The organism is Streptomyces lacrimifluminis, from assembly GCF_014646095.1.
Lineage (GTDB): Bacteria > Actinomycetota > Actinomycetes > Streptomycetales > Streptomycetaceae > Streptomyces > Streptomyces lacrimifluminis.
The window spans coordinates 51,150-68,659 of the sequence record NZ_BMMU01000008.1 but is presented as its reverse complement, the minus strand read 5'-3'; the positions used below and the strand labels follow the sequence as shown (position 1 = coordinate 68,659).

Sequence of the window (17,510 nt, the reverse complement as noted above, 5' to 3'; positions counted from 1 at the left end):
GCTTACTTACCCGCCTTTCCGACCTTGCGGCGGATGACTTCGCCCTCGTACTTGACACCCTTGGCCTTGTACGGGTCGGGCTTGCGCAGCTTGCGGATGTTGGCCGCAACCTCGCCGACCTTCTGCTTGTCGATGCCCTCGACCGAGAACCGCGTCGGGTTCTCGACCTTGAAGCTGATGCCCTCGGGCGCTTCGACGGTGATCGGGTGGCTGTAGCCGAGCGCGAACTCGAGGTTCGAGCCCTTCGCCGCCACGCGGTAACCGACACCGCTGATCTCGAGCTTCTTCACGTAACCCGTGGTCACGCCGGTGATCATGTTCGCCACCAGCGTGCGGGACAGGCCGTGCAGGGCCTTGTTCTGACGCTCGTCGTTGGGGCGGGTGACGTTGAGAACGCCGTCCTCACCCTTGGCGATGTCGATCGGCGCAGCGACGGTGTGGGAGAGAGAGCCCTTGGGGCCCTTCACCGAAACCGTACGGCCGTCGATGGTGACGTCCACGCCGGCGGGAACCGTGATGGGGAGCTTGCCAATACGCGACATAGCTGTTTCCTCCGTTCCCTTCTACCAGACGTAGGCGAGGACTTCTCCGCCTACGCCCTTCTTGCCGGCCTGCTTGTCGGTGAGGAGACCGTGCGACGTGGAGATGATCGCCACGCCGAGGCCACCGAGCACCTTGGGCAGGGAGGTGGACTTCGCGTACACACGCAGACCAGGCTTCGAAATCCGCTTGATGCCCGCGATGGAGCGCTCACGGTTCGGGCCGAACTTCAGCTCGAGGACGAGCTTCTTGCCGACTTCGGCGTCCTCGACCTTCCAGCCGGTGATGAAGCCCTCCTGCTGGAGGATCTCCGCGATGTGCGACTTGATCTTGCTGTGCGGCATCGCGACATCGTCGTGGTACGCCGAGTTCGCGTTACGCAGACGAGTCAGCATGTCCGCGATCGGATCAGTCATGGTCATGAATTGGCCTTCGGCCTCTCTCGCCGGGGTTTCCTGGATGCGCCATCCCTCTCCCCACTCACTCAGTGGCGGGACGGGTGCGGTGCGGGGGACCTACGGCGTAGTAAGTCGTACGGGCGGCAATCAGGCGCCCAACCCTCCAAGCCTAAGCCATGAAAGGGTGGGCGCCTGACACGCCCATTGCTTACCGAGAGCTTCGGGAATCCCTAAAAAGAGGGATTACCAGGAGCTCTTGGTCACGCCCGGCAGCTCGCCACGGTGAGCCATCTCACGAAGGCACACGCGGCACAGGCCGAACTTGCGGTACACGGAGTGCGGACGGCCACAGCGCTGGCAGCGCGTGTAGCCACGTACGCCGAACTTGGGCTTACGAGCAGCCTTGGCAATCAGAGCCTTCTTCGCCATCTCGCTTACGCCTCCTTGAAGGGGAAGCCGAGGTGACGGAGGAGCGCGCGGCCCTCAGCGTCGTTGGTCGCCGTGGTCACCACGGTGATGTCCATACCCCGGGTGCGGTCGATCTTGTCCTGGTCGATCTCGTGGAACATGACCTGCTCGGTGAGACCGAAGGTGTAGTTGCCACGGCCGTCGAACTGCTTGGGGGACAGACCACGGAAGTCGCGGATGCGCGGCAGCGCGAGCGACAGGGTGCGGTCCAGGAACTCCCACATGCGGTCGCCACGAAGCGTGACGTGGGCACCGATCGGCTGGCCCTCACGCAGCTTGAACTGCGCGATGGACTTACGGGCCTTGGTGACGGCCGGCTTCTGACCGGTGATCGTGGTGAGGTCGCGGATGGCGCCCTCGATCAGCTTGGAGTCGCGGGCGGCGTCGCCCACACCCATGTTGACCACGATCTTGACGAGGCCGGGGATCTGCATGACGTTCTCGTAGGAGAACTCCTCACGCAGCTTGCCCGCGATGTCCTCGCGGTACTTCGTCTTGAGACGCGGAGTCGTGGTGGTAGTCATCAGATGTCCTCACCCGTCCGCTTGGCAACGCGGATCTTGTTGCCCTCGTCGTCGAAGCGGTAACCGACACGCGTGACAACCTTGTTGCCGTCCTTCTCAACGACCAGCTGGACGTTGGAGACGTGGACGGGCGCCTCGGTCGTGACGATGCCGCCGGCCTGCGAACCCTTTGCGGTCGGGCCGGCCTTGGTGTGCTTCTTGACCCGGTTGACACCCTCGACCAGGACGCGGTCCTCGCGGGGGAAGGCCGCGATGACCTTGCCCTGCTTGCCCTTGTCCTTACCGGTGATGACCTGAACCAGGTCGCCCTTCTTGATCTTCATGCTTACAGCACCTCCGGCGCGAGCGAGATGATCTTCATGAACTTCTTCTCGCGCAGCTCCCGGCCCACCGGGCCGAAGATACGGGTGCCACGAGGGTCGCCGTCGTTCTTCAGAACAACAGCGGCGTTCTCGTCAAAGCGGATGTACGAGCCGTCGGGACGGCGGCGCTCCTTGACGGTGCGAACGATGACGGCCTTGATGACGTCACCCTTCTTCACGTTGCCACCGGGGATCGCGTCCTTGACGGTGGCGACGATGACGTCGCCGATGCCCGCGTAGCGGCGACCGGAGCCACCGAGGACACGGATGCAAAGGATTTCCTTCGCACCAGTGTTGTCGGCGACACGCAGTCGCGACTCCTGCTGGATCACGTCTATCTCCTGATTGTCTGCCGGTTCCCGGTGGGCTCCGTAAGTGATTTACGGAGCCCACCGAGCCTGGCGGAACTGACCTGCGGGGCCCCTATTTTTCGTAGGGCCGCAGGAGGAATTACTTGGCCTTCTCGAGGATCTCGACGATGCGCCACCGCTTCGAGGCGGACAGCGGCCGGGTCTCCATGATGAGGACACGGTCGCCGACGCCGGCGGCGTTCTGCTCGTCGTGAGCCTTGAGCTTGTTCGTACGGCGGATGACCTTGCCGTACAGCGCGTGCTTCACGCGGTCCTCGACGGCGACGACGACGGTCTTGTCCATCTTGTCGCTGACGACGAGACCCTCACGGGTCTTGCGGAAGCCTCGGGCTTCGGTGCTGCTCTGCTCAGTCACGTTGCTCTCGCTCATCAGGCGCTCTCCACCGTCTCGATGCCCAGCTCGCGCTCACGCATCAGGGTGTAGATCCGCGCGATGTCCTTACGGACGGCCTTGAGCCGACCGTGGTTCTCGAGCTGACCGGTCGCCGCCTGGAAGCGGAGGTTGAACAGCTCTTCCTTGGCTTCGCGGAGCTTGTTGAGAAGCTCCTCGTCACCCAGTTCGCGCAGCTCGGACGCCTTGGTACCGGCCGACATCACGCTTCACCTGCCTCGCGCTTGACGATCCGGCACTTCATCGGCAGCTTGTGGGCTGCGCGAGTGAGGGCCTCACGGGCGATCTTCTCGTTGGGGTAGGACAGTTCGAACATGACCCGGCCCGGGTGCACGTTCGCGATCCACCACTCGGGAGAACCCTTACCGGAACCCATGCGGGTCTCGGCAGGCTTCTTCGTGAGCGGGCGGTCCGGGTAGATGTTGATCCAGACCTTGCCGCCACGCTTGATGTGGCGGGTCATCGCGATACGGGCCGCCTCGATCTGGCGGTTGGTCACGTATGCCGGCGTGACGGCCTGAATGCCGTACTCGCCGAACGAGACCGCCGTACCGCCCTTGGCCATGCCACGGCGCTTCGGGTGGTGCTGCTTGCGGTGCTTGACCCTACGGGGGATCAGCATTTCGGTCAGGCCTCCGTTCCGGTGCTTTCAGCAGCCGGAGCGGCAGCCGCCGGAGCCTCGGCCTTGGGGGCCTCGGCAGCGGGAGCCTGCTGCGGCTTGCGGCCACGGCCGCCACGCTCGCCACCGCGGCCACCACCACGGGCCGGACGGTCGCTGCCGCCACCGGCACCGCCGCGAGCCGGGCGGTTACCCGCACGGGCAGCGGCGTTCTCGGCGCGGACCTCGGCGATGTTCTTGACGTCGCCCTTGTAGATCCAGACCTTCACACCGATACGGCCGAAGGTCGTCTTGGCCTCGAAGAAGCCGTAGTCCACGTTCGCGCGGAGCGTGTGCAGGGGCACACGGCCCTCGCGGTAGAACTCCGAGCGGGACATCTCGGCGCCGCCGAGACGGCCACCGCACTGGATCTTGATGCCCTTGGCGCCGGCCTTCATCGTCGACTGCATGCTCTTACGCATGGCCCGACGGAAGGAGACGCGGGAGGACAGCTGCTCAGCGACGGCCTGAGCGACCAGCTGAGCATCGAGCTCGGGGTTCTTGACCTCGAGGATGTTGAGCTGGACCTGCTTCTTGGTCAGCTTCTCCAGGTCGCCGCGGATACGGTCGGCCTCGGCGCCACGGCGGCCGATGACGATGCCCGGACGCGCGGTGTGGATGTCGACGCGGACGCGGTCACGGGTGCGCTCGATCTCAACCTTCGAGATGCCGGCGCGCTCCATGCCGGACGTCATCATCCGACGGATGGCGACGTCTTCACCGACGTAGTCCTTGTACAGCTTGTCGGCGTACCACCGGGACTTGAAGTCCGTGGTGATGCCGAGCCGGAACCCATGCGGGTTAACCTTCTGGCCCATTACCGGGTTCCTTCCTTGCTGCTGACGACCACGGTGATGTGGCTGGTCCGCTTGCGGATCCGGTAGGCGCGACCCTGGGCACGCGGACGGAACCGCTTCAGAGTCGGACCCTCGTCGACGTACGCCTCGGTGATGACGAGGCTGCCGGCGTCGGTGTGGTCGTAGTTGTGTGCGGCGTTGGCGATGGCGCTGTCAAGCACCTTGCCGACCGGCACGCTCGCGGCCTGCGGGGCGAAACGCAGGACCGCCTGAGCCTCCGTGGCATCCATGCCACGGATAAGGTCCACCACGCGGCGGGCCTTCATGGGCGTAACGCGGATGTACCGCGCCTGGGCCCTGGCTTCCATGGTTGTCCTTCCAGTGTCTGTCATGGTCGATTCCACCCCGCGTTAGCGGCGCTTCGACTTCCGGTCGTCCTTGACGTGACCCCGGAAGGTGCGCGTCGGCGAGAACTCGCCGAGCTTGTGGCCGACCATCGACTCGGTGACAAACACCGGAATGTGGGTCTTGCCGTTGTGCACCGCGATCGTGTGGCCGAGCATGGCCGGGATGATCATCGAGCGACGGGACCAGGTCTTGATGACGTTCTTGGTACCGGCTTCGTTCTGTACGTCCACCTTCTTTACAAGGTGTCCGTCGACGAAGGGTCCCTTCTTGAGACTGCGCGGCATCTAAACCCGCTCCTAGCGCTTCTTGTTCGTCTTGCGGCGGCGGACGATGTACTTGTTCGAAGCCTTCTTCGGCGAACGAGTACGACCCTCCTTCTGACCCCACGGCGAGACCGGGTGACGACCACCGGAGGTCTTGCCTTCACCACCACCGTGCGGGTGGTCAACCGGGTTCATCGCCACACCGCGGACGGTCGGGCGGACGCCCAGCCAGCGCTTACGGCCGGCCTTGCCCCAGTTGATGTTGCTCTGCTCGGCGTTGCCGACCTCGCCGACCGTGGCGCGGCAGCGCTGGTCGACCAGACGGATCTCACCGGAGGGCATACGAAGGTGGGCCATCGTGCCCTCCTTCGCCAGCAGCTGTACCGAGGCGCCTGCGGAGCGGGCGAACTTGGCGCCGCCACCGGGACGGATCTCGATCGCGTGGATCGTGGTACCGACCGGGATGTTGCGGAGCGCCAGGTTGTTGCCCGGCTTGATGTCGGCCCCAGGACCGTTCTCGACGCGGTCACCCTGCGACAGGTTGCGGGGGGCGAGGATGTAGCGCTTCTCGCCGTCCGCGTAGTGCAGCAGCGCGATGCGCGCGGTGCGGTTGGGGTCGTACTCGATGTGCGCGACCTTCGCCGGCACGCCGTCCTTGTCGTGACGACGGAAGTCGATCACTCGGTAGGCGCGCTTGTGTCCGCCACCCTGGTGGCGAACGGTCACACGACCGGAATTGTTACGGCCGCCCTTGCTGTGCAGGGGGCGAACCAGCGACTTCTCCGGCGTGGACCGCGTGACCTCGACGAAGTCGGCGACGCTGGAGCCACGGCGGCCCGGCGTAGTCGGCTTGTACTTGCGGATTCCCATTTCTCAGTCCTCGTCCGATATCGGACGATCCGACCCGCTTACGCGGCCGGACCGCCGAAGATGTCGATACGGTCGCCCTCGGCGAGGGTCACGATCGCGCGCTTGGTGTCAGCGCGCTTACCGAAACCGCTCTTGGTGCGCTTGCGCTTGCCGATGCGGTTGATCGTGTTGACCCCGGTGACCTTGACCGAGAAGACCGCCTGGACGGCCTGCTTGATCTGGGTCTTGTTGCTTCCGGGAGCGACGATGAACGTGTACTTGTTCTCGTCGATGAGCGCGTAGCTCTTCTCGGACACGACCGGCTTCAGCAGGACGTCACGGTGGTCCGTGAACGACTTGCTGATCGGCGTGACGACGGTGTTCTTGCCCTCGGCCTCGTGGCGCTTCGCCTTGGCGACGCGCGCGGCCTTGGCGGCCTTGGCCGCCTTGGAGGCAATGGCGGGGTGACGGATCGCCATCAGACCTCGCTCCCTTCGGTGTCAGTGGCCTTGGGGCCGGACACGAAGGACTCGAAAGCGGCCTGGGTGAAGACCACGTCGTCCGAGACGAGAACGTCGTACGTGTTCAGCTGGCCCGGGTCCAGGATGTGCACCTGGGGCAGGTTGCGGGCGGAAAGCAGCCCGGCCTCGTCGGAGCGCTCGATGACCAGGAGCACGTTCTTGCGCTCGCTGACCTTGCCGAGGAAGCTCTTCGCGGCCTTGGTGGAGGGGGTGTCGCCCTCGATCACGCCGGTGATGACGTGGATTCGAGCGTTGCGGGCCCGGTCGGTGAGGGCGTGGCGCAGGGCCGCGGCCTTCATCTTCTTCGGGGTCCGCTGCGAGTAGTCACGCGGGGTGGGGCCGTGAACGACACCACCGCCCGCGAACTGCGGCGCACGGGTCGAACCCTGACGGGCGCGGCCGGTGCCCTTCTGACGGTAGGGCTTCCTACCGCCACCACGGACCTCGGCGCGGGTCTTGGTCTTGTGCGTGCCCTGACGGGCAGCGGCCAGCTGTGCGACGACGACCTGGTGAAGCAGCGGGATGCTGATCTTCTCTACGTCGAAGATCTCCGCGGGGAGTTCGACGCTTCCGGCCTTCTCGCCAGCGGGCGAAAGGATGTCAACAGTGCTCATCGGTACCTCAGGCCCCCTTGGCCGCGGTGCGGACCAGGACGAGGCCGCCGTTCGGACCAGGAATCGCGCCCTTGATGAGCAGCAGACCCTTCTCCGCGTCAACGGCGTGGACGGTCAGGTTCTGGGTGGTGACCCGCTCGTTGCCCATGCGGCCCGCCATGCGGACGCCCTTGAACACACGGCCGGGGGTGGCACAGCCACCGATCGAGCCGGGAGAGCGGTGCTTGCGCTGGACACCGTGGCCGGCGCCGAGGCCCTTGAAGTTGTGACGCTTCATGACACCGGCGAAGCCCTTGCCCTTGCTGTTGCCGGTCACGTCCACCTTGACGCCGGCCTCGAAGGTCTCGGCGGTGATCTCCTGGCCGAGGGTGTACTCGCTGGCACCAGCGGTACGGATCTCGACGAGGTGGCGGCGGGGGGTGACGTCAGCCTTGGCGAAGTGACCCTTGAGGGGCTTGTTCACCTTGCGAGGGTCGATCTCGCCGAAGGCGATCTGGACCGACTCGTAGCCGTCGGAGTCATTCGTACGGACCTGGGTCACGACGTTCGGACCGGCCTTGACGACGGTGACGGGAACAACACGGTTGTTCTCGTCCCACACCTGCGTCATGCCGAGCTTCTCGCCCAGGATGCCCTTGATCTGCTTAGCCATTCTCAGATCACCGTCCCCTAGAGCTTGATCTCGATGTCGACACCGGCCGGGAGGTCGAGTCGCATCAGAGAGTCAACGGTCTTGGGCGTCGGGTCGAGAATGTCGATCAGGCGCTTGTGCGTGCGCATCTCGAAGTGCTCGCGCGAGTCCTTGTACTTGTGCGGCGACTTGATGACGCAGTACACGTTCTTCTCAGTGGGCAGCGGCACCGGGCCCGCGACCGACGCACCAGTTCGCGTCACCGTCTCGACGATCTTCTTCGCCGAGGAATCGATGACCTCGTGGTCGTAGGCCTTGAGCCGGATGCGGATCTTCTGTCCCGCCATGGCTACTCAGTAGTCCTTTGTCTAGTGAAACGCTCCGGAACCCGGGGGTTCGCGTCCCGTCCTCCGACCCACGCGGTCGGGTGTGTCGCGCTCCTGCCGCACAGATATCCGTTACGGATTTCCCTACGAGGGACGCGGCCCGCCCGAAAGCAACCGCAGGACCGGGGGTTGAAACACCCACCGGGTGCCTGGTCTGCACCCCGCTGACACTTCCCGAAAGATTCCCGTACGTCCGCCCCAGCGCTGCCTTACGGCAGTTGAGGCGACGAGTACTGTGGGACTCGCTTCCGGTCCTCCCGACGGGAGGCGCGCAGCATCGGCGCTCGACCGAGCAACTCCGACAGTCTGCCATACGGGGCGGGGCCTTTGCCAATCGAGCCGGAGAGAATACCCCCAGGGTGACGAAGGTCAAACCCGGCCGGGGCATGTCCCCCGGTCGGCGGCACCGGCCATGATCCCTGGTGTGACGCACGACATGGACCTGAACCTGGCGGTGGCCCGCCTGGAATCGCACATACGGGTCTGTCGGGCGGAGGGCCTGCGCGTCTCGGACGTCCTGTGGGCAAGGGCCGCGGACGCCCTGGCCGTACGGATCGAGTTCCCGTCCTGGCAGGTCCAGATCACCGTGGAGCTGCGCGGAGCCGGCCGGGCGCGTGCCTTCTTCCTCTCGGCGGCAGAGCCTGTCGGAGAACCCCCCGGGTCTCGTCCCTCGACGCGTGGAGCGCGCTGCTGACGGAATCGGTGACCCGCGCCTCCCGCGTACGCCTGGTGCGGGCCCGCCTGCTGACCAGTACCAGTGGGCGGTCGACATCGGCCTCGCCGCCCGTCTCGACATCGGGCAGGAGGGCTACATCGCCGTCCGTGGGATGCCCGCACCGGCGCCCTACCTCGCCAGCGGACACTTCCTCTGACCTGCCGTGCTGCCAGAGCCACCAGAGCCCGTTATCTGGAACCCGTCACCCGGAACGCGTCACCCAGGACCGTCAGGCGCCCTCCGCAAGCCCCTCCCCCACCGCCGCGAACGCCGGCTTCCGCGCGAACTCCTCGTTCATCAGCGTCGCCGCTCCCTGCCCGTCGAAGACCCCCGGCACCCACGAGTACTTGTCGCTGAACCCCCACACCGTGAACGAGGTGCACCGCCGCGCCTGGACACACGCGTCCAGCAGTCCCCGGAAGTACGTCGCCTGCGTCGCGAGCTTCTCCTCGTCCACCGGCAGGATCATGCGTACGTCGACCTCGGTGAACGCCGTCTGCATGCCCAGCTTCTCGAAGCGGGCGAGGTTCTCGGCGACCTGGCCCGGGAAGCCGTACTGGATGGCCAGGTGTCCCTGGATGCCGAAACCCTGTACCGGGACCCCTTTTGACCGCAGCCGCTTCGCCAGGTCGTAGTAGGCCGTCGACTTCGCGTTGATCCCCTCGACGTTGTAGTCGTTCAGGAACAGCTTGGCCTTCGGGTCGGCCGCGTGCGCCCAGCGGAAGGCGTCCTCGATGTACGAGGGGCCCAGCTGCTGCAACCAGATCGAGTTCCGCAGCGAACCGTCCTCCTCGAAGACCTCGTTCACCACGTCCCACTGGTAGATCCTGCCCTTGTACCGCTTCACCTCCGTGGTGATGTGGTTCCTGAGGATCCCGCGCAGCTCAGTCGCCCCGATCGAGCCGTCCGCCACCCCCGTCGTCAGCCAACCCGGCAACTGGCTGTGCCACACCAGCGTGTGCCCCCGTACCGCCTGCCCGTGCGCCCTCGCGGAGCGGACCAGGTCGTCCGCCGGTTGCCAGTCGTACGTCCCCCGGCTCGGCTCCACCGACTCCCACTTCATGACGTTCTCGGCGGTCACCGAGTTGAACTCCCGTGCGGTCGTCCTGCGGTACGTCGTGTCGTCGGCCAGCGCCGCCATGTCCACGGCGGTGCCGATGCGTACGCCGGTGCCGGCCGCCAGCGCCCTCAGCGGGACCGGCTTCGGGTGCGCCGACGCGGGCTGGGCGGCTGCCCCGGTGATCAGGAGAGCCACCCCCGCCAGCGCCACGGCGGAAACGGGCATACGGAAGACGTTCATGTACGGTCCCCTCACTCGGTGTGCTGCCTGTACGTACTCAGCGGATGCGACGGCTCTCCAAGGGCCCCAGATACGTCGGTGTCAGCCCGCCCGTGTCGATCACCAGCCGCTGCACCAGCACCGTCGGGTCGACCACCCAGAACTTCAGCCGGTGGACGCCCGCCGCGGCCAGCGTGTGCCTGGTCGCCGTCACGTTCACGTTGTCGGACGTATGGCGGGCCCACTGCTTGTTCATCAGTCCGTCGTCCGCGCCCGTGACCGCGTGGATGTCGACCTGCTGCGGCTCTGCCTCGTCGAACGACACCGCGTACCGCAGCCCGCCCGTCGGAAGCGCCGGGTTGCGCGGAGACAGATACGCCCACACCGTCACCTCACCCGCCGACAGCAGGCCGACCTCGTACTCCAACCGTGCCGAAGCCCCGCCCGGCGTGCGGCGCGGAGCCGTCACCGGCCACGGCGTCATCCCCGCGCCGGTGCGGCCGACGCGGTCCAGTCGCCGCCAACTCTCCACCATCCGGGCGTGGTTGTCGGCGTCGATCGCCACATAGCCACCCGCCTCCACGAATCCGCGCAGCCCTCGCCGCTCTCTGCGCGACGGCTTCTCCAGCACGCAGGCGACGGTCACCGACGCCCCCGCTCCCGACACCGTCAACGAGGCGTCCGTACGACCGTCAGGCACCCGGGCCCAGTCCACTCCCACCCTCAACCGCACCTGCTGCTCGACCCGCCCCCTCGGCCGGTCCACCACCAGCCACGGCACCGACGACCTCACCCGGTACTCGAAGGGCGTACGCCCCCGGTTGAACACCTCGACGTACTGGTCGGGCCGCGTCTGGTACGGGCTGAACACCGGCAGTACGGCACCCCTGGTAGCGCCCCCCGGCCACCACTCCCCCGAGTCCTCGGCCCCGTCGACCGCCACCCCCAACTCCCCGCCCACCGGCAGCTGCACGCGCCGCACGGCCGGGAACAGCACATCCGGCAGCGCCACATGGTCCTTCTCCGGCTGCTGCCAGGGCGCGTTGGGCCCGTAGCGTTCCACGTCCCCGTAGCCGATGTGCGGCTGCGACTGGAAGCCCTCCCACTTGCCGCCCGCCACCTGGTGGTTGAAGCGGTCGGCGAGCGCGAAGTCCCGTTCCAGACCGGCTTCCGCCCGTGCCGCGCTGTCGTTGGTCGCCGCGCGCCCCTGGGCCGCGTACAGGAGGTTCTCGAACTCGGCCTCGCGCAGGGCGTAGAGGTTGGCGGTCGCCTCCACCTGGTACCCGACGAGTTCGTACCACGCGTCCTGCACCCGGGCGGGCAGGCGTCCGCGCACCCGCTCCGCCTTCCTCGCCAACCCCCGCCACTCCTCCGTCACCCGCTCCAACTCCCGGTGACCGAAGGAGAAAGGGGTCTCCTGGTCGTCGTACACGATCGCCGACTCGTCCTTCGTCGGGTCCTTCGCGGGGTTGAGCGTGATGCGGCGGTTGAGCAACTCGGGCTTGCGACGGGCCTGCAACTGCCCGTACCCGGCGAGCACCGAGGCGATCGCCGCCGCGTGCTCGGCGCCGAAGTTCTGGCGGGCGTACCGCCGTTCCCACTCCTCCAGGTTCGCGAGGTCCCAACGGGCTGGATTCCAGGCGTAGTCGAGGAAGAACTCGGCGGGGAGTTCGTTCCCCTTCAGGTCTCCGACGTTCACCACCCACAGGCCGTGGTTCCCGTACGCGTGGGCCTGGTGGAGCTGGTCCCAGAGGTTCTGGAGGTTGGCGGTGTCCACCCACTTGTAGTTGCGGCCGACGCCCACGTAGTCGAAGTGGTAGTACAGGCCGTATCCGCCGCTCCGCGCCGGCTCGGCCGGGTCCGGGTGCTTGCGGATGTTGCCCCAGTTGTCGTCGGTCAGCACGACGGTGACGTCGCCGGGCACCCTCAACCCGCGGTCCCAGTACCGCTGGACCTCCTTGTACAGGGTCCACACCTGCGGGGTTTCCTCGACCGGCTTCCCGGTCACCTCCGCGATGATCCCCCGCTGCGTCTCGATGATCTCCCGCATCAGCTCGATGCCGTCGCCGTCCGGCAGGCTGGTGTCGCCGTTGCCGCGCATGCCCAGGGTGACGACGCCCTCGAAGTCCTCGTCGACCATCCGCCGGATGCCGTCACGCCAGTACGCCCGGACAGCCTCCGCGTTGCGACGGTACGACCACTCGCCCGTACCCCCGTAGGGGTCCCGCCCCGGAGTCACCACATTCCCCGCGCTGTCGCGCACCGCCGGCACCGCGTGCCGGTTCCACTCCTCGATGCCCCGCATCATCGGCGCCTCGTGGGACGTGCCCATGACGATGCCGTACGCCTTCGCCCTCGCGTGGTTCTCCGGGTCGTCCTCGGCGAACGCCCTGCCCCACACGGCCGGCCAGAGGTAGTTCGCCTTCAGGCGCAGCAGCACCTCGAAGACCCGCTCGAAGAAGGCGGCGTTGAAGCCTCCGGGGTGGCCGGGAGCCTTCCCGGGGCCGAAGAACTTCGGCGCCCAGGTGCCCAGCGCCGGATTCTCGTCGTTGATGAAAATCCCGCGGTACTTCACGGCCGGGGTGCCCTGCGTATGCCTCCCCGGCAGCACGTACACCGCGTCCCGGTGGACCGGCGGTACGTCGTCCCACCAGTACCAGGGCGAGACCCCGATGCCGTACGAGACGTCGTACGCTCCGAAGATCGTGCCGCGTGGGTCACTGCCCGCGATGACGAACGCCCGGTCGACGCCCGGCATCGGATGCTCCACGACCGTCTGGAGCGAGGTCTCCCAGCGGCCCGCGATGCCCTTGACGTTCAGCTTGCCGGCGCGGATCAGACCGTCGATCAGCGGGCTGCGGCCGATCGTGCCGACCAGGATCACCTCACGGGCGACGGTCGCGGCCGGACGTACACCCGTGACGCGTTCGATGTCGTCCCGCAGGTCACCGGCGACCCGTACGACGCCGGGATGGTCCTCGGCGCTGACGACGACCGGCGCCCCGACGACCGCGAACGCGCCGCCGGTGAACGAGATGTACGCACCGGAGTCCGTGCGGCGCACCGCGCCCTCCCCCGCCCACGCGACCCCCGACAGCACCGGCACCGCCGCGAGACCGGCCCCAAGGACAGCTCTACGGCTGACGGCCCCAGACATGACGCACCCACCCCTCCGCCGAATTTGGTCAGTGGCATGACAAATGTGGGGGCGGGTGCGCGGAGTGAACAATGGGTCGTACGCGCCGAATATTTTCGTAACAGCAAAGCGGGAAAAGCAAAGAGACCCGCACGACCGAAGTCGTACGGGCCTCTTCAGGCAGCTCGCGAGAGATACCGAGGTCAGGCTGTCAAGCCACCAAGGACTACTTGGTGATCTTGATGACCTGGCCGGCGCCCACGGTCCGGCCACCCTCACGGATGGCGAACTTCAGGCCCTCTTCCATGGCGATGGGCTGGATGAGCTCGACGCTCATCTCGGTGTTGTCGCCCGGCATGACCATCTCGGTGCCCTCGGGGAGGGTAACGACACCGGTCACGTCCGTGGTGCGGAAGTAGAACTGGGGACGGTAGTTGTTGAAGAACGGCGTGTGACGGCCGCCCTCGTCCTTGGACAGGATGTAGGCCTGCGCCTCGAACGAGGTGTGCGGGGTGACCGAGCCGGGCTTGATGATGACCTGGCCGCGCTCGACATCCTCGCGCTTGATGCCACGGAGGAGCAGACCGACGTTCTCGCCCGCCTGGCCCTCGTCGAGCAGCTTGCGGAACATCTCGATGCCGGTGACCGTGGTGGTGGTCTTCTCCTGCTTGATGCCGATGATGTCAACGGTCTCGTTGACCTTCAGGACACCACGCTCGATACGGCCGGTGACGACCGTACCGCGACCGGTGATCGTGAAGACGTCCTCGACGGGCATGAGGAACGGCTTGTCGACGTCACGCTCGGGGGTCGGGATCGCCTCGTCGACGGCGGCCATGAGGTCGAGAACCGACTGACCCCACTCGGCGTCGCCCTCGAGCGCCTTGAGCGCCGAGACCTTGACGACCGGCAGGTCGTCGCCCGGGAACTCGTACTCGGAGAGGAGCTCACGAACCTCGAGCTCGACGAGCTCCAGGATCTCCTCGTCGTCCACCATGTCGGCCTTGTTCAGCGCGACGACGATGTACGGCACGCCGACCTGGCGGGCCAGGAGCACGTGCTCCTTGGTCTGCGGCATCGGACCGTCGGTGGCGGCCACGACCAGGATCGCGCCGTCCATCTGCGCGGCACCGGTGATCATGTTCTTGATGTAGTCCGCGTGACCCGGGCAGTCGACGTGGGCGTAGTGACGACCCTCCGTCTGGTACTCGACGTGCGCGATCGAGATCGTGATACCGCGCTGACGCTCTTCAGGAGCCTTGTCGATCTGGTCGAAGGCCGAGGCCTCGTTCAGGTCGGGGTACTTGTCGTGCAGCACCTTGGTAATGGCGGCCGTGAGGGTCGTCTTACCGTGGTCGATGTGACCGATGGTGCCGATGTTGACGTGCGGCTTAGTCCGCTCGAACTTTGCCTTCGCCACTGGGGTCCTCCTGCGGAGTGGTTCTGGTACGCCTTACTCATCGGCGCCAGGTGATCTTTGCTGGGATGCCGCCCGCCGGGGTTTTCCCTCCCGGGTTTCCCCCGGCGGTCGGGTCAAGCCTAAAGCGTGTAAACCGGGTGCGTTACTCGCCCTTGGCCTTCGCGATGATCTCCTCGGCGACGTTCCTGGGAACCTCGGCGTAGGAGTCGAACTGCATCGAGTAGCTTGCGCGACCCGAGGTCTTGCTGCGGAGGTCACCGACGTAGCCGAACATCTCCGAGAGGGGCACGAGGCCCTTCACGACGCGGGCACCGGCACGCTCCTCCATGGCCTGGATCTGACCACGGCGGGAGTTGATGTCGCCAATGACGTCACCCATGTAGTCCTCGGGCGTGGTGACCTCGACGGCCATCATCGGCTCCAGGAGCACAGGGCTCGCCTTGCGCGCGGCCTCCTTGAAGGCCTGCGATCCGGCGATCTTGAACGCGAGCTCGGAGGAGTCGACCTCGTGGTAGGCACCGTCGAGAAGCGTGACGCGGACGCCCGTCATCTCGTAGCCGGCGAGGATGCCGAACTGCATGGCCTCCTGCGCACCGGCGTCCACCGAAGGAATGTACTCCCGCGGGATACGGCCACCGGTGACCTTGTTCACGAACTCGTACGACGCGTCGCCGTCCGTGATGGGCTCGATCGCGATCTGCACCTTGGCGAACTGACCGGTACCACCGGTCTGCTTCTTGTGGGTGTAGTCCACGCGCTCGACGGCCTTACGGATCGTCTCACGGTACGCGACCTGCGGCTTACCGACGTTGGCTTCGACCCTGAACTCGCGCTTCATACGGTCGACCAGCACCTCAAGGTGCAGCTCGCCCATACCGCCGAGGATGGTCTGGCCCGTCTCCTCGTCCGAGTGAACGTGGAAGGAGGGGTCCTCCTCCGCGAGACGCTGGATGGCGACACCCAGCTTCTCCTGGTCACCCTTGGACTTGGGCTCGATGGCGACCTGGATGACCGGCGCCGGGAAGTCCATGGACTCCAGGATCACCGGGTTCTTGTCATCACAGAGCGTCTCACCGGTCGTGGTCTGCTTCAGACCCATCACGGCGACGATGTCACCGGCGCCCACCGCCTCGATCTCCTCACGCTTGTTCGCGTGCATACGGTAGATCTTGCCGATGCGCTCCTTCTTGCCCTTGACGGAGTTCAGCACCGCGGTGCCGGTCTCCAGGCGTCCGGAGTAGATACGCACGAACGTGAGCTTGCCGAGGTGCGGGTCGCTCATGATCTTGAACGCCAGCGCCGACAGCGGCTCGTCCACGGACGGCTTGCGCTTGACGACCAGCTCGGGGTCCTTCACGTCGTGGCCCTCGATGGCCTCGACGTCGAGCGGGGTCGGCAGGTAGCGGACGACCGCGTCGAGCAGGGGCTGGACGCCCTTGTTCTTGAACGCGGTGCCACAGAACACCGGGGTGACCGTGACGCCGTTGGACTTGCCGGACGCGATGGTGACGCGACGGATCGCGGCGTACAGCTGCTCCTCGGTGGGCTCCTGGCCCTCCAGGAACAGCTCCATGATCTCGTCGTCGTTCTCGGCGACGGCCTCGACCAGCTTGCCGCGGTACTCCTCGGCAGCCTCGGCGTGCGTGGCCGGGATGTCGACGACGTCGTACATCTCGCCCTTCGCCGCCTCGGCGGACCACACGAGCGCCTTCATGCGGACCAGGTCCACAACGCCCTTGAAGTCCATCTCGGCACCGATCGGAAGCTGCATGATCAGCGGCACCGCACCGAGGCGGTCCTTGATCATGTCGACGCAGCGGTGGAACTCCGCGCCGGTCCGGTCGAGCTTGTTGACGAAGCAGATACGCGGCACGCCGTAACGGTCGGCCTGACGCCACACCGTCTCGGACTGCGGCTCGACACCGGCGACGCCGTCGAACACCGTGACAGCGCCGTCGAGGACGCGGAGCGAACGCTCCACCTCGACGGTGAAGTCGACGTGCCCGGGGGTGTCGATGATGTTGATCGTGTAGTCGTCGTCCTCGAGCGGCCAGTGACAGGTGGTGGCAGCAGAGGTGATCGTGATGCCACGCTCCTGCTCCTGCTCCATCCAGTCCATGGTGGCAGCGCCGTCGTGGACCTCACCGATCTTGTAGCTGACGCCGGTGTAGAAGAGGATCCGCTCGGTGGTGGTCGTCTTGCCCGCGTCGATGTGGGCCATGATCCCGATGTTGCGGACCCTGGCCAGGTCAAGTGAAGTGGTAGCCATAAGGCTTCGGTCTTCTCTCGGTCTCGATGGGGGGAGCGACTACCAGCGGTAGTGCGCGAAGGCCTTGTTCGACTCGGCCATCTTGTGGGTGTCCTCGCGCTTCTTGACGGCCGCGCCGAGGCCGTTCGAAGCGTCGAGAAGCTCGTTGAGCAGACGCTCGGTCATGGTCTTCTCGCGACGGGCGCGGGAGTAACCGACCAGCCAGCGCAGCGCGAGCGTGTTGGCACGACCGGGCTTGACCTCGATCGGGACCTGGTACGTCGCACCACCGACACGGCGGGACTTGACCTCAAGGGTCGGCTTGATGTTCTCCAGCGCGCGCTTCAGCGTGATGACCGGGTCATTGCTGGTCTTCTCGCGCAGGCCCTCCATGGCGCCGTACACGATGCGCTCGGCGGTGGAGCGCTTGCCGTTCAGCAGCACCTTGTTGATCAGCGACGTGACAAGAGGAGAACCGTAGACCGGGTCGATGATGACCGGGCGCTTCGGGGCGGGGCCCTTACGAGGCAT

At 66.4% G+C, this 17,510-nt stretch carries 24 protein-coding genes; 2 read left to right on the top strand and 22 right to left on the bottom strand.

All coding sequences use genetic code 11. The annotated features are described in order from the left end of the window. Nucleotides 1–2 precede the first annotated feature (2 nt). The 17 genes from rplF to rpsJ all read right to left on the bottom strand — a co-directional run bounded on the left by rplF (nt 3) and on the right by rpsJ (nt 8,142). Entirely contained in the window at nt 3–542 is a 540-nt protein-coding gene (rplF, locus tag IEY89_RS14435) for a 50S ribosomal protein L6 (RefSeq protein ID WP_189147783.1), read from the bottom strand. A 21-nt stretch (nt 543–563) separates the two neighbouring features. Further along, complete coding sequence (gene rpsH, locus IEY89_RS14430; protein ID WP_055614920.1) at nt 564–962, bottom strand: 30S ribosomal protein S8; 399 nt, start codon at nt 960–962, stop codon at nt 564–566. 219 nt (nt 963–1,181) lie between these two features. Beyond that, a complete protein-coding gene (locus IEY89_RS14425; RefSeq protein WP_003948630.1) occupies nt 1,182–1,367 on the bottom strand; it encodes a type Z 30S ribosomal protein S14 in 186 nt (61 codons plus the stop codon). 5 nt (nt 1,368–1,372) lie between these two features. Continuing rightward, a complete protein-coding gene (rplE, locus tag IEY89_RS14420; protein ID WP_006376054.1) occupies nt 1,373–1,930 on the bottom strand; it encodes a 50S ribosomal protein L5 in 558 nt (185 codons plus the stop codon). After that, on the bottom strand, nt 1,930–2,253 hold the full coding sequence (gene rplX, locus IEY89_RS14415; RefSeq protein WP_006376030.1) for a 50S ribosomal protein L24: 324 nt from the start codon (nt 2,251–2,253) through the stop codon (nt 1,930–1,932). Before rplX ends, rplE begins: the two co-directional genes overlap by 1 nt. A gap of 2 nt (nt 2,254–2,255) precedes the next feature. Beyond that, complete coding sequence (gene rplN, locus IEY89_RS14410; RefSeq protein WP_006376015.1) at nt 2,256–2,624, bottom strand: 50S ribosomal protein L14; 369 nt, start codon at nt 2,622–2,624, stop codon at nt 2,256–2,258. A 118-nt stretch (nt 2,625–2,742) separates the two neighbouring features. Then, on the bottom strand, nt 2,743–3,033 hold the full coding sequence (rpsQ, locus tag IEY89_RS14405) for a 30S ribosomal protein S17 (RefSeq protein WP_189147782.1): 291 nt from the start codon (nt 3,031–3,033) through the stop codon (nt 2,743–2,745). Then, entirely contained in the window at nt 3,033–3,257 is a 225-nt protein-coding gene (gene rpmC / locus IEY89_RS14400) for a 50S ribosomal protein L29 (protein WP_005481220.1), read from the bottom strand. The genes rpsQ and rpmC overlap by 1 nt, the downstream gene beginning before the upstream one ends. Continuing rightward, complete coding sequence (gene rplP / locus IEY89_RS14395; protein WP_164318975.1) at nt 3,257–3,676, bottom strand: 50S ribosomal protein L16; 420 nt, start codon at nt 3,674–3,676, stop codon at nt 3,257–3,259. The genes rpmC and rplP overlap by 1 nt, the downstream gene beginning before the upstream one ends. Nucleotides 3,677–3,681: 5 nt before the next feature. Next, nucleotides 3,682–4,530: a 30S ribosomal protein S3 gene (rpsC, locus tag IEY89_RS14390; protein WP_053746346.1), complete on the bottom strand. Its 849-nt coding sequence runs from the start codon at nt 4,528–4,530 to the stop codon at nt 3,682–3,684. Beyond that, nucleotides 4,530–4,877, bottom strand: a complete 348-nt coding sequence (gene rplV, locus IEY89_RS14385; RefSeq protein ID WP_052859704.1) for a 50S ribosomal protein L22 — start codon at nt 4,875–4,877, stop codon at nt 4,530–4,532. Before rplV ends, rpsC begins: the two co-directional genes overlap by 1 nt. Nucleotides 4,878–4,919: 42 nt before the next feature. Further along, nucleotides 4,920–5,201, bottom strand: a complete 282-nt coding sequence (gene rpsS, locus IEY89_RS14380; protein WP_024755409.1) for a 30S ribosomal protein S19 — start codon at nt 5,199–5,201, stop codon at nt 4,920–4,922. Between the two features lie 12 nt (nt 5,202–5,213). Beyond that, nucleotides 5,214–6,050, bottom strand: coding sequence for a 50S ribosomal protein L2 (gene rplB, locus IEY89_RS14375; RefSeq protein WP_006376052.1), 837 nt, complete (start codon nt 6,048–6,050; stop codon nt 5,214–5,216). Between the two features lie 38 nt (nt 6,051–6,088). Beyond that, complete coding sequence (gene rplW, locus IEY89_RS14370; RefSeq protein WP_189147781.1) at nt 6,089–6,508, bottom strand: 50S ribosomal protein L23; 420 nt, start codon at nt 6,506–6,508, stop codon at nt 6,089–6,091. After that, entirely contained in the window at nt 6,508–7,164 is a 657-nt protein-coding gene (gene rplD / locus IEY89_RS14365; protein WP_006375997.1) for a 50S ribosomal protein L4, read from the bottom strand. Before rplD ends, rplW begins: the two co-directional genes overlap by 1 nt. Before the next feature lie 7 nt (nt 7,165–7,171). Continuing rightward, nucleotides 7,172–7,816: a 50S ribosomal protein L3 gene (gene rplC / locus IEY89_RS14360; RefSeq protein WP_189147780.1), complete on the bottom strand. Its 645-nt coding sequence runs from the start codon at nt 7,814–7,816 to the stop codon at nt 7,172–7,174. A 17-nt stretch (nt 7,817–7,833) separates the two neighbouring features. Beyond that, a complete protein-coding gene (gene rpsJ, locus IEY89_RS14355; protein ID WP_003948644.1) occupies nt 7,834–8,142 on the bottom strand; it encodes a 30S ribosomal protein S10 in 309 nt (102 codons plus the stop codon). 463 nt (nt 8,143–8,605) lie between these two features. Between rpsJ and IEY89_RS14350 the strand changes: the two genes are divergently transcribed. Further along, nucleotides 8,606–8,875, top strand: a complete 270-nt coding sequence (locus IEY89_RS14350; RefSeq protein ID WP_189147779.1) for a hypothetical protein — start codon at nt 8,606–8,608, stop codon at nt 8,873–8,875. Next, nucleotides 8,859–9,053 carry a hypothetical protein gene (locus tag IEY89_RS14345; RefSeq protein ID WP_189147778.1) on the top strand — a complete coding sequence of 65 codons (195 nt, stop codon included), beginning with the start codon at nt 8,859–8,861 and terminating at the stop codon, nt 9,051–9,053. Before IEY89_RS14350 ends, IEY89_RS14345 begins: the two co-directional genes overlap by 17 nt. Before the next feature lie 72 nt (nt 9,054–9,125). Here IEY89_RS14345 and IEY89_RS14340 read toward each other — a convergent pair whose 3' ends face one another. From IEY89_RS14340 to rpsG, 5 genes are all read right to left on the bottom strand, one after another. Further along, nucleotides 9,126–10,196 carry an endo-1,4-beta-xylanase gene (locus tag IEY89_RS14340; protein WP_189147777.1) on the bottom strand — a complete coding sequence of 357 codons (1,071 nt, stop codon included), beginning with the start codon at nt 10,194–10,196 and terminating at the stop codon, nt 9,126–9,128. Nucleotides 10,197–10,233: 37 nt separating this feature from the next. Next, entirely contained in the window at nt 10,234–13,332 is a 3,099-nt protein-coding gene (locus tag IEY89_RS14335; protein WP_189147776.1) for a glycosyl hydrolase 115 family protein, read from the bottom strand. 205 nt (nt 13,333–13,537) lie between these two features. Then, nucleotides 13,538–14,731: an elongation factor Tu gene (tuf, locus tag IEY89_RS14330; RefSeq protein ID WP_189147775.1), complete on the bottom strand. Its 1,194-nt coding sequence runs from the start codon at nt 14,729–14,731 to the stop codon at nt 13,538–13,540. Nucleotides 14,732–14,873: 142 nt separating this feature from the next. After that, nucleotides 14,874–17,000 (bottom strand): elongation factor G, encoded by a 2,127-nt coding sequence (gene fusA / locus IEY89_RS14325; RefSeq protein ID WP_189147774.1) that lies wholly within the window; start codon nt 16,998–17,000, stop codon nt 14,874–14,876. A 39-nt stretch (nt 17,001–17,039) separates the two neighbouring features. Then, the gene (rpsG, locus tag IEY89_RS14320; RefSeq protein WP_005481264.1) at nt 17,040–17,510 is read right to left on the bottom strand and encodes a 30S ribosomal protein S7; all 471 of its coding nucleotides are present in this window, start codon (nt 17,508–17,510) and stop codon (nt 17,040–17,042) included.

What these genes read in the sequence shown, in the direction of transcription:
- fusA (WP_189147774.1), bottom strand. Translation starts at nt 17,000, where the DNA reads ATGGCTACCACTTCACTTGACCTGGCCAGGGTCCGCAACATCGGGATC.
- rpsG (WP_005481264.1), bottom strand. Translation starts at nt 17,510, where the DNA reads ATGCCTCGTAAGGGCCCCGCCCCGAAGCGCCCGGTCATCATCGACCCG.
- rplV (WP_052859704.1), bottom strand. Translation starts at nt 4,877, where the DNA reads ATGGAAGCCAGGGCCCAGGCGCGGTACATCCGCGTTACGCCCATGAAG.
- rplC (WP_189147780.1), bottom strand. Translation starts at nt 7,816, where the DNA reads ATGGCTAAGCAGATCAAGGGCATCCTGGGCGAGAAGCTCGGCATGACG.
- rpsH (WP_055614920.1), bottom strand. Translation starts at nt 962, where the DNA reads ATGACCATGACTGATCCGATCGCGGACATGCTGACTCGTCTGCGTAAC.
- rplE (WP_006376054.1), bottom strand. Translation starts at nt 1,930, where the DNA reads ATGACTACCACCACGACTCCGCGTCTCAAGACGAAGTACCGCGAGGAC.
- rplW (WP_189147781.1), bottom strand. Translation starts at nt 6,508, where the DNA reads ATGGCGATCCGTCACCCCGCCATTGCCTCCAAGGCGGCCAAGGCCGCC.
- rplD (WP_006375997.1), bottom strand. Translation starts at nt 7,164, where the DNA reads ATGAGCACTGTTGACATCCTTTCGCCCGCTGGCGAGAAGGCCGGAAGC.
- rpsQ (WP_189147782.1), bottom strand. Translation starts at nt 3,033, where the DNA reads ATGAGCGAGAGCAACGTGACTGAGCAGAGCAGCACCGAAGCCCGAGGC.
- IEY89_RS14340 (WP_189147777.1), bottom strand. Translation starts at nt 10,196, where the DNA reads ATGAACGTCTTCCGTATGCCCGTTTCCGCCGTGGCGCTGGCGGGGGTG.
- rpsC (WP_053746346.1), bottom strand. Translation starts at nt 4,530, where the DNA reads ATGGGCCAGAAGGTTAACCCGCATGGGTTCCGGCTCGGCATCACCACG.
- rplX (WP_006376030.1), bottom strand. Translation starts at nt 2,253, where the DNA reads ATGAAGATCAAGAAGGGCGACCTGGTTCAGGTCATCACCGGTAAGGAC.
- rplP (WP_164318975.1), bottom strand. Translation starts at nt 3,676, where the DNA reads ATGCTGATCCCCCGTAGGGTCAAGCACCGCAAGCAGCACCACCCGAAG.
- rpmC (WP_005481220.1), bottom strand. Translation starts at nt 3,257, where the DNA reads ATGTCGGCCGGTACCAAGGCGTCCGAGCTGCGCGAACTGGGTGACGAG.
- rpsJ (WP_003948644.1), bottom strand. Translation starts at nt 8,142, where the DNA reads ATGGCGGGACAGAAGATCCGCATCCGGCTCAAGGCCTACGACCACGAG.
- rplF (WP_189147783.1), bottom strand. Translation starts at nt 542, where the DNA reads ATGTCGCGTATTGGCAAGCTCCCCATCACGGTTCCCGCCGGCGTGGAC.
- IEY89_RS14335 (WP_189147776.1), bottom strand. Translation starts at nt 13,332, where the DNA reads ATGTCTGGGGCCGTCAGCCGTAGAGCTGTCCTTGGGGCCGGTCTCGCG.
- IEY89_RS14425 (WP_003948630.1), bottom strand. Translation starts at nt 1,367, where the DNA reads ATGGCGAAGAAGGCTCTGATTGCCAAGGCTGCTCGTAAGCCCAAGTTC.
- rplB (WP_006376052.1), bottom strand. Translation starts at nt 6,050, where the DNA reads ATGGGAATCCGCAAGTACAAGCCGACTACGCCGGGCCGCCGTGGCTCC.
- rpsS (WP_024755409.1), bottom strand. Translation starts at nt 5,201, where the DNA reads ATGCCGCGCAGTCTCAAGAAGGGACCCTTCGTCGACGGACACCTTGTA.